The sequence below is a fragment of the Alteromonas sp. ABV4_150 genome, from assembly GCF_056311745.1.
The window spans coordinates 3636838-3652606 of the sequence record NZ_CM149971.1 but is presented as its reverse complement, the minus strand read 5'-3'; the positions used below and the strand labels follow the sequence as shown (position 1 = coordinate 3652606).

The 15769-nt window shown below is 45.1% G+C and carries 15 protein-coding genes; all 15 read left to right on the top strand.

Translation table 11 applies throughout. The features are described from left to right. The first annotated feature begins 11 nt into the window (after positions 1 to 11). The 15 genes from ACYX4M_RS15810 (at position 12) to ansA (ending at position 15723) form a co-directional block, all read left to right on the top strand. Positions 12 to 647, top strand: coding sequence for an SRPBCC family protein (locus ACYX4M_RS15810; protein WP_476080832.1), 636 nt, complete (start codon positions 12 to 14; stop codon positions 645 to 647). A gap of 317 nt (positions 648 to 964) precedes the next feature. After that, positions 965 to 3568, top strand: a complete 2604-nt coding sequence (gene leuS / locus ACYX4M_RS15805) for a leucine--tRNA ligase (RefSeq protein ID WP_476080831.1) — start codon at positions 965 to 967, stop codon at positions 3566 to 3568. Positions 3569 to 3579: 11 nt separating this feature from the next. After that, positions 3580 to 4107: an LPS-assembly lipoprotein LptE gene (locus ACYX4M_RS15800; RefSeq protein ID WP_476080830.1), complete on the top strand. Its 528-nt coding sequence runs from the start codon at positions 3580 to 3582 to the stop codon at positions 4105 to 4107. 24 nt (positions 4108 to 4131) lie between these two features. Further along, positions 4132 to 5160 (top strand): DNA polymerase III subunit delta, encoded by a 1029-nt coding sequence (gene holA, locus ACYX4M_RS15795; protein ID WP_476080829.1) that lies wholly within the window; start codon positions 4132 to 4134, stop codon positions 5158 to 5160. A 36-nt stretch (positions 5161 to 5196) separates the two neighbouring features. Continuing rightward, positions 5197 to 5898 (top strand): nicotinate (nicotinamide) nucleotide adenylyltransferase, encoded by a 702-nt coding sequence (gene nadD / locus ACYX4M_RS15790; protein WP_476080828.1) that lies wholly within the window; start codon positions 5197 to 5199, stop codon positions 5896 to 5898. 17 nt (positions 5899 to 5915) lie between these two features. Then, a complete protein-coding gene (gene rsfS / locus ACYX4M_RS15785) occupies positions 5916 to 6236 on the top strand; it encodes a ribosome silencing factor (protein ID WP_118495087.1) in 321 nt (106 codons plus the stop codon). 114 nt (positions 6237 to 6350) lie between these two features. Beyond that, entirely contained in the window at positions 6351 to 6821 is a 471-nt protein-coding gene (rlmH, locus tag ACYX4M_RS15780; RefSeq protein ID WP_476080827.1) for a 23S rRNA (pseudouridine(1915)-N(3))-methyltransferase RlmH, read from the top strand. Positions 6822 to 6851: 30 nt separating this feature from the next. Continuing rightward, entirely contained in the window at positions 6852 to 8765 is a 1914-nt protein-coding gene (gene mrdA / locus ACYX4M_RS15775; RefSeq protein WP_476080826.1) for a penicillin-binding protein 2, read from the top strand. Beyond that, the gene (gene rodA / locus ACYX4M_RS15770) at positions 8765 to 9880 is read left to right on the top strand and encodes a rod shape-determining protein RodA (RefSeq protein ID WP_476080825.1); all 1116 of its coding nucleotides are present in this window, start codon (positions 8765 to 8767) and stop codon (positions 9878 to 9880) included. Before mrdA ends, rodA begins: the two co-directional genes overlap by 1 nt. 5 nt (positions 9881 to 9885) lie before the next feature. Beyond that, positions 9886 to 10896 carry a septal ring lytic transglycosylase RlpA family protein gene (locus ACYX4M_RS15765; protein ID WP_476080824.1) on the top strand — a complete coding sequence of 337 codons (1011 nt, stop codon included), beginning with the start codon at positions 9886 to 9888 and terminating at the stop codon, positions 10894 to 10896. Positions 10897 to 11310: 414 nt separating this feature from the next. Continuing rightward, positions 11311 to 12495 carry a serine hydrolase gene (locus ACYX4M_RS15760; RefSeq protein WP_476080823.1) on the top strand — a complete coding sequence of 395 codons (1185 nt, stop codon included), beginning with the start codon at positions 11311 to 11313 and terminating at the stop codon, positions 12493 to 12495. Positions 12496 to 12596: 101 nt separating this feature from the next. Then, complete coding sequence (gene ybeD / locus ACYX4M_RS15755) at positions 12597 to 12860, top strand: DUF493 family protein YbeD (protein ID WP_118495092.1); 264 nt, start codon at positions 12597 to 12599, stop codon at positions 12858 to 12860. 18 nt (positions 12861 to 12878) lie between these two features. After that, positions 12879 to 13532 carry a lipoyl(octanoyl) transferase LipB gene (gene lipB / locus ACYX4M_RS15750; protein ID WP_474872928.1) on the top strand — a complete coding sequence of 218 codons (654 nt, stop codon included), beginning with the start codon at positions 12879 to 12881 and terminating at the stop codon, positions 13530 to 13532. Continuing rightward, entirely contained in the window at positions 13525 to 14487 is a 963-nt protein-coding gene (gene lipA, locus ACYX4M_RS15745) for a lipoyl synthase (protein ID WP_179983312.1), read from the top strand. The genes lipB and lipA overlap by 8 nt, the downstream gene beginning before the upstream one ends. Positions 14488 to 14715: 228 nt before the next feature. Further along, positions 14716 to 15723 carry an asparaginase gene (gene ansA / locus ACYX4M_RS15740; RefSeq protein WP_476080822.1) on the top strand — a complete coding sequence of 336 codons (1008 nt, stop codon included), beginning with the start codon at positions 14716 to 14718 and terminating at the stop codon, positions 15721 to 15723. Positions 15724 to 15769: the final 46 nt, after the last annotated feature.

Genomic DNA, 15769 nt, shown 5'->3' with positions numbered 1-15769 from the left:
AGGTTAGAACAATGACGACAATAACGAGAGCTAGTAAAGCCGTTCTTTTTTCGAGTCTAGTGGGCGCTATATTTTCTCCATCTTGTCTCGCTAAGATAAACTATGCAGACAATTCTGGGTTTTCTATCACTAACGAAAGTGAAAGCGCGGCCCCTATCGAAGCCGTGTATTCTCACTTTGTTCAACGCGTTGATATGTGGTGGCCAAAAGATCATACCTGGTGGAAGGGTACGCTTAGCATTGATGAACAAGCCGGAGGTTGCTTTTGCGAAGTCAAGGGAGCAGCAAGTGCAGCACACATGCAAATAAGCTATGTTGTGCCTAACGAAAAAGTAGTAATGACAGGCGGATTAGGACCGCTTCAAGAAATGGGCTTAACGGGTGCGCTCACTTGGGAATTCAGCGCGTTAGAAGAAAGTGAGCCCAAAAATGAAAATACAAAACGCGAATTCTCACCGAAGACAAAAGTTACCCTTACCTATCACGCCTCTGGAAATATCCACTTCAACGGTAAAAGAGCATCTAGCGAGGACGCAGCCAATTTGGTTAAGGTCGTCGACAAAGTGCAGGCACAGCAGCTAAATGCATTAACTGCTTTTAGTGACAGACAGCTTAACGAAATGGTAAAAGACAATGCCAAGCGATAATAGAGGACTTATATAGGTCACTATGTATATTTTACGCGAGAGTTTAGGCAGTTCATCATTGTTATCTAGCTCAAACTGTTTCATTAATGCTCACTTTTCATGCAAGCAGAAATAAATATTGCCTAGTTCAGTGTTAAGCTATTGAGGCATGGCTTAGCGCTGGGTTATTCTATTGGGCTATATGTATGTAAAGTGGGAACATCCCACGTGCGGTTAAATGGCAATAATGCAAGAAAAATTACAAACACTCTTGCAACTCGTTTGCCTTATGCCGCCCCATAAACGTTTTAACTTTTTAATGCGGAAGCCTAAGTTTCATGGCCGATAATCAGTACAATCCGAAAGACATTGAACAGCGTGTTCAGCAATACTGGGAAGATAACCAATCTTTTAAAGCAAACGACGATGTAGACAAAGAAAAATTCTACTGCCTGTCGATGTTCCCCTATCCTAGTGGCCGACTTCACATGGGTCACGTGCGCAATTACACCATTGGAGACGTAATTAGCCGTTTCCAGCGCATGCAGGGTAAAAATGTATTGCAGCCTATGGGTTGGGATGCTTTTGGTCTTCCGGCTGAAAATGCAGCAATTAACAACAACACTGCACCGGCTAAATGGACATACTCAAATATTGATTACATGAAAAACCAGCTTCGCTCGTTGGGTTTTGGTTACGACTGGGATCGCGAAGTAACAACGTGTAAATCAGATTACTATCGCTGGGAGCAATGGTTCTTCACACGTCTTTACGAAAAAGGTCTTGTTTACAAGAAAAACTCTACTGTGAACTGGGACCCGGTAGACCAAACTGTTTTAGCTAACGAGCAGGTAATAGACGGTCGTGGATGGCGCTCTGGTGCACTGGTTGAGCAAAAAGAGATCCCACAGTGGTTTATTAAAATTACTGACTACGCTGAAGAGCTTTTACAAGATTTAGAACAGCTTGAAGAATGGCCGGATCAAGTACGCGCCATGCAAGCGAACTGGATTGGCCGTTCTGAAGGCGTGGAAATTACGTTTGACCTAGCATCAGCGGTTAACGATATTGCCGATTTAACGGTATACACCACCCGTCCGGATACCTTCTACGGCGTAACTTACGTAGCAGTAGCGGCGCAGCACCCATTAGCTGAGTTTGCAGCGCAGTCTAATCCAGATTTAGCAGCTTTTATTGAAGAGTGTAAGAACACCAAGGTTGCAGAAGCTGAATTAGCGACTATGGAGAAGAAAGGCTTTGCCACTGGCTTTGAAGTTATCCATCCTTTAACTGGTGAAAAGCTTCCAATTTGGGTCGCTAACTTTGTATTGATGGACTACGGTTCAGGCGCAGTTATGGCGGTACCAGGACACGACCAACGCGATTGGGAATTTGCGACTAAATACAACTTACCTATTCAACAAGTTATTGCGCCAAACGCAGGTGATGAAGATAAGTGCGACCTTAGCGCCTCGGCATTTACTGAAAAAGGCAGCTTGATCAATTCAGATAAGTTCGACGGTCTTGAGTTCGATGCCGCATTTAATGGTATTGCTGATGAACTTGAAGGCAAAGGCTGTGGTAAGCGAAAAGTTAACTACCGTCTACGTGACTGGGGCGTAAGCCGTCAGCGTTACTGGGGCGCACCTATTCCAATGCTTAATTTGGAAAACGGTGAGTCTGTTCCGGTTCCTGCTGACCAACTACCGGTTGTATTACCTGAAGACGTAGAAATGAATGGCGTAACCTCGCCAATTAAAGCTGACCCTGAGTGGGCTAAGACCACATACAATGGTGAAGCTGCGTTACGTGAAACTGACACCTTTGATACCTTTATGGAGTCATCTTGGTATTACGCACGTTACGCAAGTGCTACCAACAACGATGCCATGCTTGACCCGACTTCAGCCAACTACTGGCTACCGGTAGACCAATATATCGGTGGGATCGAGCACGCCATCTTGCACTTGCTTTACTCGCGTTTCTTCCACAAATTACTGCGCGACGAAGGCTTGGTGAACTCTGACGAGCCATTTAAGCGGTTGCTGTGTCAGGGCATGGTATTAGCCGACTCTTACTACCGTGAAGACGCGTCTGGTAAGAAAACTTGGTTCTCGCCTACTGAAGTAAGCACAGAGAAAGATGACAAAGGCCGCATTGTTAAAGCGTGGCTGACAGCCGATGGCGAAGAAGTTATTCATGGCGGCATGACCAAAATGTCTAAGTCGAAGAATAACGGTATCGATCCGCAAGAAGTTATCGACTTATACGGTGCCGATACAGTCCGTCTATTCACTATGTTTGCAGCGCCACCAGAGCAGACCCTAGAGTGGGTTGATTCTGGCGTTGAAGGTGCAAACCGTTTCCTACGTCGTATTTGGAAGCTTGTTACCGAGCATGTGGAAAAAGGCGCGCCAGAAGCTATTGACGTTAAATCACTGTCGAAAGACCAGCAGGCACTTCGCCGTGAAGTACACAAGACTATTGAAAAAGTGTCTGATGACTTGGGTCGTCGCCAAACCTTCAATACTGCGGTTGCTGCAGTGATGGAGCTACTGAACCACCTGCAAAAAGCGCCACAAGAAAACGCTCAGGACATCGCTATTATGCGCGAAGCCTGTGAGTCTATCTTATTGCTGCTTAACCCTATTACTCCGCACATCGCTCACGAGCTTTGGAAAGTACTAGGCCACAGTGAAGATATCGATTCAGCACCATGGCCAGAGGCAGATAAAGCGGCTTTGGTTGAAGACGAGAAGCTTATTATTGTTCAGGTGAACGGTAAAGTTCGCGCGAAAATGACTATTGCAGCTGATGCAAGCAAAGAAACAATTGAAGCGTCAGCGAAAGAGCAGCCTAACGTTCAACAATTCATCGAAGGTAAAACCATTCGCAAAGTGATTGTTGTTCCTGGCAAGCTTGTCAACATTGTAGCTAACTAGGTCAGATGGTGATGAAAAAGCACTTACAATTTGTAGTCGCTGTGTTGGCTACCGTTTGGGTAACAGGCTGTGGTTTTCATTTGCGGAGCAGCCCTAGCCTACCTGACGACATTAACACGGTTGCCATTGAAAGTGCCCGAGCACACGCGCCCCTTGCGCGTGCGCTCGATAAACGCCTTAACGTTTATGGTTTATCCAGTGTTAACGTGGATGAAACAACCCGCTCTAATCAACACGTAAATATTTACTTGCTACCTGAGAAATTAGAGCGTCAATTGCTATCAGTTTACCCTTCGGGACAAGTTGCCGAGTACGAGCTTATATATGTCGTTCGTTATCGTGTTCAATTTCCCGGTAAAGAAGCGGTAATGGCCCAATTTGAAGTCGTACGTGACTATCAAGACGATCCGGACCAAGTGTTAGCAAAGTCTCGTGAGCTTGAACTAATGTTAAGCGAAATGCGCAACGAGGCGGCAGATATTATGATTCGACGTCTTTCTAGTCAGGCAGCGGCTGCGCCGAACACTTCATCAATATAAACCCAATAGATATCAGAATTTTTAATGCAAATTTATCCAAACCAATTTAGCCAAGATATTTCGAAGGCATTAAGGCCATGCTACTTGGTGTTTGGAGACGAACCTCAGCAAAAGTTTGATGTTATTGAGCAAGTTCGCGCTAAAGCAAAAGCCAATGGTTTTGAAGAACGCACTGTGCTTGTTGCTGAAACAGGTTTCAACTGGAACCAGTTAATTGAAGCCACACAAAGCATGTCGCTTTTTTCTAGCCAGCAGTTTATTGAATTAGAGCTACCCACAGGAAAGCCCGGTACTGAAGGCAGTAAAATGCTGCAAGAAGTGGCGGCGTCTTTAAACCCCGATATTCTGTTGCTCGTTCACGGTCCTAAAATAGGTAAAGACGTACAGCGCGGCAAATGGTTTAAAGTACTTGATGAACTGGGTGTATCGGTACTTTGCTATCCACTGGAAGGCAAGCAGCTAAACGCATGGTTGAATCAACAGCTTAAAGCCCACCAGCTTTCCGTGACCGCGACAGGCGCCAAAATGATTGCCGATTTTTGTGAAGGCAACATGCTGGCAGCCAAGCAAGAGATTGACAAACTCGCTCTGCTCTATCCGCAACAGTCTATCTCAGATGAGCAAATTGAGCAGGCTATGGTGGACCAATCGCGCTTTAACGTGTTCCAGTTGGTTGACGTGATGCTTAGCGGTGACAGCACTCGCTGTATCAAAATGCTGTATCGATTAGAAAGCGAAGGTCTAGAGCCAAACATTATTATCTGGGCGCTTGTGCGTGAATGGGAACAGCTATGGAAGCTAAAACTAGCTCAGCAAAGCGGCACGCCTATACAGTGGCAAAAGTTTGGTATATGGCGCAATAGGCAAGGCTTTTATCAAAGTGCATTAAATCGTTTGAGCCTTGCACAGCTCGAAGACATACAAAACGCGCTTACGCAAGCTGACCATGCATTTAAACAAAATGTAATTGCCCGGCCCTATGTTGAAATGTGTCACCTTTGCATGATGTTCATGGGCATAGATCTTCGCGAAATTCCGCTGTTGCAAGCTTAAAGCCCCAATTAAGATATGGACAAGGTAAATAAACAAGTGAGTCAATCACGCTCTTCTCAATCAAACCAACATGTAAAAGCTATCCTAGGCGGCACTTTTAATCCCCCTCATAAAGGTCATATTGGTGCTGCACTGAAAGCAGCTGATGAAGTGGGTATTGAGCATGTTCACCTAATGCCGTGCAAATTAGCCCCCCATAAGTCGGTAGGCGTTTCAGAAACCCACCGGGTAAGAATGATTGAACTTTGTGCCCAAAACAATGACAGACTTATTCCAGAGTTAATTGAACTGATGCTTCCGTCACCCTCTTATACGGTAAAAACACTGCGAGCGTTGAAAGAAAAAAGCAATGATACAATCTGTTTTTTCATTGGCGCAGATTCACTGTATAATCTGGATAAATGGTACGAGTGGGATGACCTGCTCGATTACTGTCACTTAGTGGTTATGCGCAGAGACGACGAAGAATTTTCGCCTCCCCCTGCGATACAAGCTTGGTTAGATCGTCATGTGACTAACGATAAAAGTGTTATTCACACGAAGCCTTCAGGCCATGTAGTGTTGACCAACACACCACTGTATAGTGTTTCATCTACTGAAATTCGTGACGTATTAGCAGATGCTGCCACGTCTGACGAAGCGAATGCGCCAAACGCTTTAAAGGCTACTTCTGCCGAGCCTTGGCTAGAAGAAAGCGTATTAGCCTACATAAACGAACATCAGTTATATAAAAGTTAAGTAAGTGAGGAAAGCTCTTGGAGAGTCAACAGCTCAAACAGTTTGTTAAAGATAAAATTGACGACATGAAAGGCCGTGATGTTATCGAACTAGACGTTCGCGGCAAATCAACAATTACAGATACCATGATCATTTGTTCGGGTAACTCTAAACGCCACGTATCTTCTATTGCTGAAAACGTAATGGTTGAAGCAAAAAATGCCGGCCATGCTCCTGGGAGTGTAGAAGGTAAAGAAACAGGTGAATGGGTTCTAGTGGATTTTGGTGATGTTATCTTGCACGTTATGCAGGACGAAACCCGTGACTTCTATCAGTTAGAAAAACTGTGGGCGCAATAATTTAAGCGCCGGCTAGAAATACATAGCTACACGGTCGATAAAGGCCATACCTCATTAGCGTATGGCCTTTATTGTATAAAAGAAAAACTCATTCCTGCGGTAAGGGTATATCAAGTGCGTATACAAATTGTGGCGGTCGGAACAAAGATGCCAGCCTGGGTTAACACAGGCGTTGAAGAATTTATTCGTCGGTTCCCCAGCGATATGCCGGTGTCATTTACTGAAATTCCTGCAGGTAAACGGGGTAAGAACGCCGATATAAAGCGTATTTTAGAGAAAGAAGGCGAGCAAATGCTGGCTGCTATTCCTAAAGGAAACCGCATTGTTACCTTAGAAGTAACGGGTAAGCCTTGGGACACCCCTACACTGGCTAAACAACTCGACAATTGGAAAATGGACGGGCGCGATGTAAGCCTTCTTATCGGCGGGCCTGAAGGATTGGCGCCTGAGTGTATTGCGGCGTCTGAGCAAAAATGGTCCTTATCGGCCCTCACGCTTCCCCACCCTCTTGTTCGAATTATCCTTACCGAAAGCCTGTACCGCGCATGGTCGGTCACGCAAAATCACCCGTACCACCGTGAATAAGAAATCGCTACACTAATGCAAAGGAAGTCAATGCCTCGAAAACGACAAGCAATTCGCGATCATTCAGCTGAGGCGAACTTGTTCGCTCGCCGCGCGACTATCGCTTTTATTATCGTTGTAGCCATGCTGGGCATTGTGCTAAACAACCTTTACTCTTTACAGGTTACCCAATTTGAAGATTACCAAACCCGCTCTAACGGTAATCGAATAAAAGTTTTACCCATAGCGCCCAACCGCGGTCTTATTTACGACCGAAATGGTGTACTTTTAGCGGAAAACCGCCCGGTTTTTAGCTTAGAAGTCATTCCCGAACAGGTCGATGATATTGACCAGACCCTTGCTGACCTTACCAAATTAATGGACATCACAAGCGATGAGTTAGAACGCTTTCAGTCCACGCTTAAGGGTACCCGCAGATTTAAACCCGTTGCCCTTCGCACACAATTAAGTGAAGAGGAAGTGGCGCTTTTTTCTGCCAGTAAGCACAAGTTTCCTGGCGTACAAATTGAAGCCCGTCTAGCTAGACATTATCCGTACAAAGAAACCCTTACCCACGCGCTCGGTTACGTAGCACGTATTAATAAACGCGACTTGCAAAAGCTTGTTGAAGCAGGACAAGAAGATAATTATGCAGCGACTCATGATATTGGCAAGTTAGGCATTGAGAAATACCACGAAGAACTACTGCACGGCAAAGTTGGTTATCAGCAGGTTGAAGTAAACAATCAGGGCCGCATCATTCGGGTGTTGAGTGTTGAACCGCCAACGCCGGGCAAAGATATAGTGCTTAACCTAGACCTTGAGCTTCAGTTAGAGGCTCAGCGAATAATAGAAGGTATGCGCGGCGCAGTAGTTGTAACCGATGTTAAAACCGGTGGTGTTCTAGCCCTATATTCTAACCCTAGCTATGACCCAAATTTATTCGTGCACGGTATCAGCAGTAAAAATTATTCTGCGCTGTTGAATTCTCCAGACCGGCCACTCATTAACCGCGCAACTCAAGGACAGTATCCCCCGGCCTCTACCGTTAAACCCCACTTAGGTTTGATCGGTCTCGAAGAAGGCGTCATCACGAAAGACTACACTATAAACGATACAGGTCGCTATAAACTACCTAATGTTTCCCATGTGTGGCGTGATTGGCGTCGTTGGGGTCACGGCAAAGTCAATGTATCAAAAGCCATAGAAGTCTCTTGTGACACCTACTATTACGAATTGGCTTATAAATTAGGCATCGATAAAATTAGCGAGTCCATGTATGAATTTGGCTTCGGCGATTTTACCGGCATTGATTTGTACGAAGAGTCTGACGCAAATATGCCAAGCCGCGGCTGGAAACGCGCTCGGTTTAATCAACCCTGGTACATTGGCGACACCATACCTGTTGGTATAGGCCAAAGTTACTGGACCACTACCCCAGTGCAGTTAAACACATCAGTCAACACTCTGATTAATGCTGGCGAACGCTATATACCGCAGATAATTCGCGGCTATATGAACCCGGATAGTTCTGTCGACTTGATCCCGCTAAAATCACTTCGGCCTATAGAGATTAAAAACCGTGAAAATTTAGACGTGGTATTAAACGCTATGCGTGATGTGGTAAGCGGCGAAGAAGGCGGAGCGCGTCACGCGTTTGCCGATACGCCATACGATTCTGCGGGTAAAACAGGAACCGCACAGCTATTTACTGTTGGGCAAAATGAAAAATACGACGCCAGTAAGATAGATGAACGCCTTCGCGATAACGCTATGTATGTGGGCTTTGCCCCTTTTGACGACCCAGAGATATCGGTAACCGTTGTTCTTGAAAATGTAGGCGGTGGTAGTAAGAACGCTGCCCCAGTTGCACGTCAAATTATGGATTTCTATTTCAGAGACCGTGTCTTTGAAGCTGTAAAAGCTGACTCGGCAAAGAGTGACAATAAATTAGGGACAAACTAGTGAAACGAACCACCATAAACCCTAATAAAATAAGTTTTCTTCAACGCATTCATATTGACGGCTGGCTGTTCGTCGGCTTACTTGTATTGAGTTGTGTTGGACTGTTTACGCTATATTCAGCATCCGGCCAAGACATGGAGCAAATGGAGCGTCAGTTTATCAGACTGGGGTTTAGCTTTATCGTTATGTTCGGTTTAGCCCAAGTTCCCTTGGGCGTGTTCAGGTTTTTCTCGACCTATGCATTTGGAGCAGGTCTGCTCATGCTTGTTGCCGTATTGCTATTTGGTGATATGGGTAAAGGCGCACAGCGCTGGCTCGATTTAGGGTTTATTCGATTTCAGCCTTCTGAATTAATGAAGCTTGCCGTACCTATGATGGTAGCGTGGTATATCAGTAAATTCACTATGCCACCTCGCACGACTCACATTATTGTTGGATTTGGCCTAGTGGTGGTGCCTACCATTCTTATTGCTAAACAGCCCGATTTAGGCACTTCACTGCTCATTGCGAGTTCGGGAATCTTTGCCATATTTCTAGCAGGTATGAGCTGGCGACTTATTTCAATAGTAGGCGGGCTTATTGGCGCGTTCGCACCTGTCATGTGGTTTTTCTTAATGAAAGATTATCAAAAACAACGAGTTCTTACCTTTTTGAACCCAGAAAGCGATCCCCTCGGTTCTGGCTACCACATTATCCAATCTAAAATTGCCATTGGTTCTGGCGGTGTCGACGGTAAAGGCTGGCTGCAGGGTACCCAGTCGCAGCTGGAGTTTTTGCCAGAACGACACACAGATTTCATCTTTTCTGTTTTCAGTGAAGAGTTTGGCCTTAACGGTGTGATGTGCCTTATGGCTATTTACATCTTTATCATCTTACGCGGACTTATTATCTCTAGCCGTGCACAAGACGCCTATGCCAAATTACTAGGCGGCAGTATCACGCTGACCTTTTTTGTTTATGTGTTTGTTAATATGGGCATGGTGTCAGGGTTGCTCCCTGTGGTTGGCGTCCCCTTGCCATTAATCAGTTTTGGTGGCACTTCTATGGTGACATTAATGGCAGGTTTTGGCATTCTTATGGCCATTGCTACTCAAAAACGTTTAATGTCTAGATAACTCGTATGTTGCAGCGCCTTTTTTCTACATTTGATTTTGTTTATGAGAGCTTTTCTAAAGCAAGCTTGGCGAACGCAAGCTTCCCAAGCCAACGCATTCTTGGTTACGCTACGGCTACTTTTTTCATCTTCGTTTTAGCAGGATGTCAAAGCGCACCATCTCAATCTAGCCGATACACTCAACAGCAAGATTCTGCACCAAGACACGTTGCAAAAAAGCCTGAAACATTAGACGCGGTACCGAAATACGAAGCCTACCGTATGTTCAACAGCAGGCCATATAAAGTATTGGGCAAACATTATACGCCAATGAATAGCGGCAAAGGCTACGAGGAAGTAGGTTATGCCAGTTGGTACGGTCAAAAGTTTCATGGCCATTTAACCTCAAATGGTGAAACTTATAACATGTTCGCTATGAGCGCCGCTCATAAAACGTTGCCGCTTCCATCTTACGTACGTGTTACTAATTTGGAAAACAATAAACAAGCCATAGTTCGCGTTAACGATCGCGGCCCATTTCACGATAACCGAATCATAGACTTATCTTACGCTGCCGCTGTGAAACTTGGCTATCACAGTAAAGGCACTGCAAAAGTTAAATTGGAAGTTATCCATTTTGACGAACAAAATAATGTCACCGTAGGTAATAACCCAACGGTGACCTACGATGAATACTTAGGCATAGCTGTAAACCCTTCTCCTGAGATAGCCAGTACGTCGCCTAAGCCTCCTCTTGACCCAGCGCCAGCTGATAAAACAGCAAGTAAACCAAGCAGCAATACCGTTTCCGATGCTGTCTATATACAAGTTGCAGCGCTCTCAAATGCCGAAAAAGCAAAATCTATATCTAACGTACTGTCAGCTTTGTATCAAGTTCCCGCTCACCTGCCGGTAACTAATAATATTTACAAGCTCCAGCTTGGGCCTATTCACGATGAAGCCGTCGTGGCTGAGGTACTCGAGCAATTAAAGCAAAATGGTTACCCTAATGCTTATGCGATTACTCAAACGCTATAAGTTTCGGTAGCAATTATTAATAACCCAGACCGTTTTATCTGTCTTTGTTCAAGCCCACAAGATGTTGTTCACAACAATATGTACAACAGGGGTTAATTAACCTTATCTGATTACCCGCTTATAAAATCAGCGATATTGTGGCAGCTTTGTGTCATTCAGCAGGCAATATCACGGTTTCTTCGTCTTATCCCTACTATCCCGTAAACTTTTTTGATAAAACCTAGTCTTATAGACAGCCTTTCGTTAAGATCTCGTATTGCCCCACAAAGATATGGGTAAATAGTCAGAGTTCGGTTACGAACTGGATAAAAGCTAAAATTGGGTAGCCATGTTTTGAGGTATTCGCTTCGCGGTTATCGCAATAACAGGGTAAGCTTTAACTTACACGGAAAAACGGTCAAAGAAATTAGAACCATGCTCAGAATAATTCAACGCGCTAAACCGTCAATACTATCATTTGCCTTTGTGGTGTTGGGGACATTACTACAAACGGCTAACGCTGCAGTAATTACTCCTCCGGCCCCCACTGTAGCTGCAGAAGGTTTTTTACTTACCGACTATGAAACCGGTAACGTTATTGCTTCAAAAAACGCAGATATGCAGCTTGCGCCAGCAAGCTTAACCAAAATCATGACTATTTATGTCATTGGTAAAGAGCTTCAAGCAGGCAACATTAGTCTGGACGATGAAGTTACTATTTCTGAGAACGCATGGGCAAAAAAATTCCCAGATTCATCAAAAATGTTCATTGAAGTAGGTACACAGGTTTCTGTAAGTGACTTGCTTCGTGGAATCGTCGTACAGTCAGGTAACGATGCCTGTGTAGCAATGGCTGAACACGTAGCGGGCTCTGAGTCTGCGTTTGCTAGCATGATGAATGCTCACTCAGCGTCACTCGGTATGACAAGTTCAAACTGGGTAAACGCCCACGGCTTGCACGACCCAGATCATTACACTACACCACGTGACATGGCCATTTTGTCTCGCGCGCTTATTGCTGAGACACCAGAAATGTACAAAATTTACAGCGAAAAAGAGTTTACTTATAACGGCATCAAGCAATACAACCGCAATAGCCTGTTATGGGATAAAAGCTTGAACGTTGACGGCATCAAGACTGGCCATACGTCAGACGCAGGTTACAGCCTTATCACATCAGCGGAGCAAGGCGGAATGCGCCTTATCTCTGTAGTTATGGGTACTGACAGCGAACGTGCACGTAAAGTTGAAAACAAAAAGCTGCTTAAATACGGCTTCCGTTTTTACGAAACACTTACTCCATATGAAGCTGGCCATAGTTTTGTGGCACATCGTATATACATGGGTGATAGAGAAACTGTAGACCTTGGAATCAACCAATCTACCCCCATTACTATTCCACGCGGTCAGGCGGCAAACTTAGAAGCTAACTTTGAGCTTGACGATAAGCTAGAAGCACCACTTGCAAAAGGACAGGTTGTTGGGAAACTCTACCTACAACTAGATGGTGAAGATGTAGCAAGTTACCCCTTGGTGACACTTCAAGAAGTCAAAGAAGGCAGCTTCTTTAACCGCGCTAAAGACTACATTATGCTTCAGCTAGGTTTTGACGACGAGTAAGTTACTATACTGAAAACGTTAAAAAGCTAGTTGTGAAGCGGCCAGATTTGTTACAATCTGGCCGTTTTTTTATATGATATTTTAAGTACCAAGGATATCGCATGGATACCCGTTTCGACGAACTACTAGATTTTCCAACGAACCAAACCTTTAAAGTAATGGGCGTTGCCCACGAAGACCTACCACAACAGGTAGTGGGCTGTCTTCAGCAGCATGCGCCTGGCGACTATTCACCCACAGTAAAACCAAGCAGTAAAGGTACTTACCACTCGGTGTCTGTGAGCGTACGAGTTACCAGTAAAGAGCATATGGAAACCATTTACACTGAATTAGCTAAGTTAGAGCTTGTAAGGGTTGTACTTTAAGTGAATGAGCAGTCGACAGTGACTACCGTAGATGGCGTTATTGTACGCCAACTAGGTCGTCAGCCTTATGCCCCAATCTTTGAGGCGATGAAACGCTTTACTGATGAGCGCGATCAGAATACGCCAGATGAAATATGGCTTGTAGAGCATGATGCGGTATTTACACAAGGGCAAGCGGGTAAAGCTGAGCATATTTTGATGCCTGGTGATATTCCTGTTGTTCAGGTTGACCGTGGCGGTCAAGTCACCTATCACGGCCCAGGCCAGCAAGTCATTTATCTAATGCTTAACATAAAGCGCCGTAAACTAGGCGTACGTCATTTGGTCACTGCTATGGAAGAAGCAGTGGTCGGACTACTTGCCAAGTATGACGTAAAGGCCTACCCAAAGCCCGATGCGCCTGGGGTGTACGTTGACGAGAAGAAGGTCTGTTCGCTAGGTTTAAGAATACGTAATGGCTGCTCGTTTCACGGTTTGGCTTTAAATGTTAATATGGACCTATCACCGTTTCAGCGTATCAACCCATGTGGTTACGCCGGTATGGAAATGATCGATACCGCGCGCCTTAATGGTCCAACGACACTTGAAACCGCTGGTAAGGAATTAACGCAGTTGTTGCTAGAAGCGCTTTCCCTTGCACAGCCAACATACAAAGAAGGTTTTGATGAGTAACGCACGACCTCAAGCGGGGGTAAAACTTCGCGATGATGAAAAAGTAAAACACATACCCGTCACCATTATTCCTACAGAAAAGGAAGAAATGCTGCGCAAGCCCGAGTGGATCAAAATCAAACTTCCTCGTACCACCGAGAAGATTGACCATATCAAGAAAACCCTGCGCAAAAACAATCTTCACTCTGTGTGTGAAGAAGCAAGCTGCCCTAACCTAGCAGAATGTTTTAATCACGGTACCGCCACCTTCATGATTTTAGGTGACATTTGTACTCGTCGATGCCCTTTCTGCGATGTAGCCCATGGTAAGCCGCTTCCGCCTAGCGCTGAAGAACCTGAAAAGCTGGCTAAAACCATCGCTGAAATGAACCTGCGTTATGTAGTTATCACCTCAGTTGACCGCGATGACCTTCGCGACGGCGGTGCTCAGCATTTCGTAGACTGCATTAACGCAATTCGCGAACACAGCCCTTCGACAACCATTGAAGTGTTAGTCCCTGATTTCCGTGGACGTATGGACCGTGCGCTTGAGATTTTCAAAAACGGCGTACCCGACGTATTTAACCACAACCTTGAAACTATTCCGCGCTTATACCGCGAGTGTCGTCCAGGTGCAAACTATCAGTGGTCATTGGACTTACTTAAAAAGTTCAAAGCACAGCACCCAGATGTTATGACTAAGTCAGGCCTTATGATGGGTATGGGTGAAGAAAACGAAGAGATTCAAGGCGTACTTGATGACTTACGTGCTCATGATGTAGATATGCTTACTTTAGGTCAATACCTTCAGCCAAGCCGTCACCACTACCCGGTTAAACGTTATGTTCACCCGAAAGAGTTCGATGCTCTAGGTGACTATGCTAAAGAGATTGGCTTTACCCATGCAGCATGCGGCCCAATGGTTCGCTCTAGCTACCACGCTGACCAACAGGCAGCGGGCAAAGAAGTGAAATAAGACTAAGTTAAGTAAGACTAAGGAAAGAGTTCTAGTTAATTCATAACTTGCCTATTTAGCTTATGCACCAAGCCGAACACGTTAACTAAAAATAGCTTCACAAAGCGGTGGTCTTCACCGCTTTTTTTATGCCCCCTATTTATGGGTGACAAACCTGTAGGTATTGTTAGAATGCCCTCAAAATACGCAGTCCCTTTATTAAGGGCTTTGAAGGGTAAGAGCATTTTCATGCGCAAACATATTTATATTGCCTATACAGGCGGAACAATTGGCATGAAGCCATCTAAACAGGGCTACGTTCCAGCCGCTGGCTTCCTGTCAGACACGCTTAAAAATATGCCAGAGTTTCATCGCTCTGAAATGCCCCTTTTCACGCTCCACGAATACGACAATCTCATTGATTCATCAGATATGGATCCAACGGATTGGCAGCGTATTGCCGATGATATCGCCGATAACTATGACAAGTATGACGGTTTCATCATATTGCATGGCACCGACACGATGGCTTACACCGCCTCAGCACTGAGCTTCATGTTAGAAGACTTGTCAAAGCCAGTGATAGTAACTGGGTCACAAATTCCTTTAGCTGAACTTCGTTCAGACGGGCAAGTTAACCTGCTTAATGCATTGTTTGTAGCTGCAAACTTTCCTATCGCTGAGGTCGGGCTTTTCTTTAATAACCGGCTGTTACGCGGTAACCGAAGCCGCAAAGTGGATGCAGACGGATTTAGCGCATTTGACTCGCCTAACTTCCCTCCTCTATTAGAGGCAGGCATAAATATTCGGCTTAAAGCGGGAGAATTAGCAAAAGTCCCCGCTCATAACTTAACCGTATCTAATGTGTCGGCACAGCCTATTGGCATGGTAAGTTTATACCCAGGCATTGCCCCTGAGGTAATTAAAAATACCCTGCAACAGCCTGTAAATGCTTTAATCCTACTAAGCTACGGCGTGGGGAATGCGCCTCAGAACCCCGAGCTTATTGCGCAGCTTAAATACGCTAAATCCCGTGAAATACCTGTTTTAAACTGCACCCAATGTATGCGTGGTCGCGTGAATATGGGTGGTTATGCAACAGGACACGGTTTACAGGAAGTAGGCGTTTTGTCCGGTAGCGATATGACCCCTGAAGCCGCCCTTGCCAAACTGCACTATTTATTAAGTAAAGGGCTTCCTTTTGAAGAAGTGTGCAATTTGCTAACAAAAAATCTGCGTGGCGAATTAAGCGACTAATCTTCCTAAGAAGATTAATGCCGAAGGTTTTACTTAAACTTAGCAC

What these genes read in the sequence shown, in the direction of transcription:
- lipA (WP_179983312.1), top strand. Translation starts at nt 13,525, where the DNA reads ATGAGTAACGCACGACCTCAAGCGGGGGTAAAACTTCGCGATGATGAA.
- ACYX4M_RS15810 (WP_476080832.1), top strand. Translation starts at nt 12, where the DNA reads ATGACGACAATAACGAGAGCTAGTAAAGCCGTTCTTTTTTCGAGTCTA.
- ybeD (WP_118495092.1), top strand. Translation starts at nt 12,597, where the DNA reads ATGGATACCCGTTTCGACGAACTACTAGATTTTCCAACGAACCAAACC.
- ACYX4M_RS15760 (WP_476080823.1), top strand. Translation starts at nt 11,311, where the DNA reads ATGCTCAGAATAATTCAACGCGCTAAACCGTCAATACTATCATTTGCC.
- holA (WP_476080829.1), top strand. Translation starts at nt 4,132, where the DNA reads ATGCAAATTTATCCAAACCAATTTAGCCAAGATATTTCGAAGGCATTA.
- ACYX4M_RS15765 (WP_476080824.1), top strand. Translation starts at nt 9,886, where the DNA reads ATGTTGCAGCGCCTTTTTTCTACATTTGATTTTGTTTATGAGAGCTTT.
- ACYX4M_RS15800 (WP_476080830.1), top strand. Translation starts at nt 3,580, where the DNA reads ATGAAAAAGCACTTACAATTTGTAGTCGCTGTGTTGGCTACCGTTTGG.
- leuS (WP_476080831.1), top strand. Translation starts at nt 965, where the DNA reads ATGGCCGATAATCAGTACAATCCGAAAGACATTGAACAGCGTGTTCAG.
- ansA (WP_476080822.1), top strand. Translation starts at nt 14,716, where the DNA reads ATGCGCAAACATATTTATATTGCCTATACAGGCGGAACAATTGGCATG.
- mrdA (WP_476080826.1), top strand. Translation starts at nt 6,852, where the DNA reads ATGCCTCGAAAACGACAAGCAATTCGCGATCATTCAGCTGAGGCGAAC.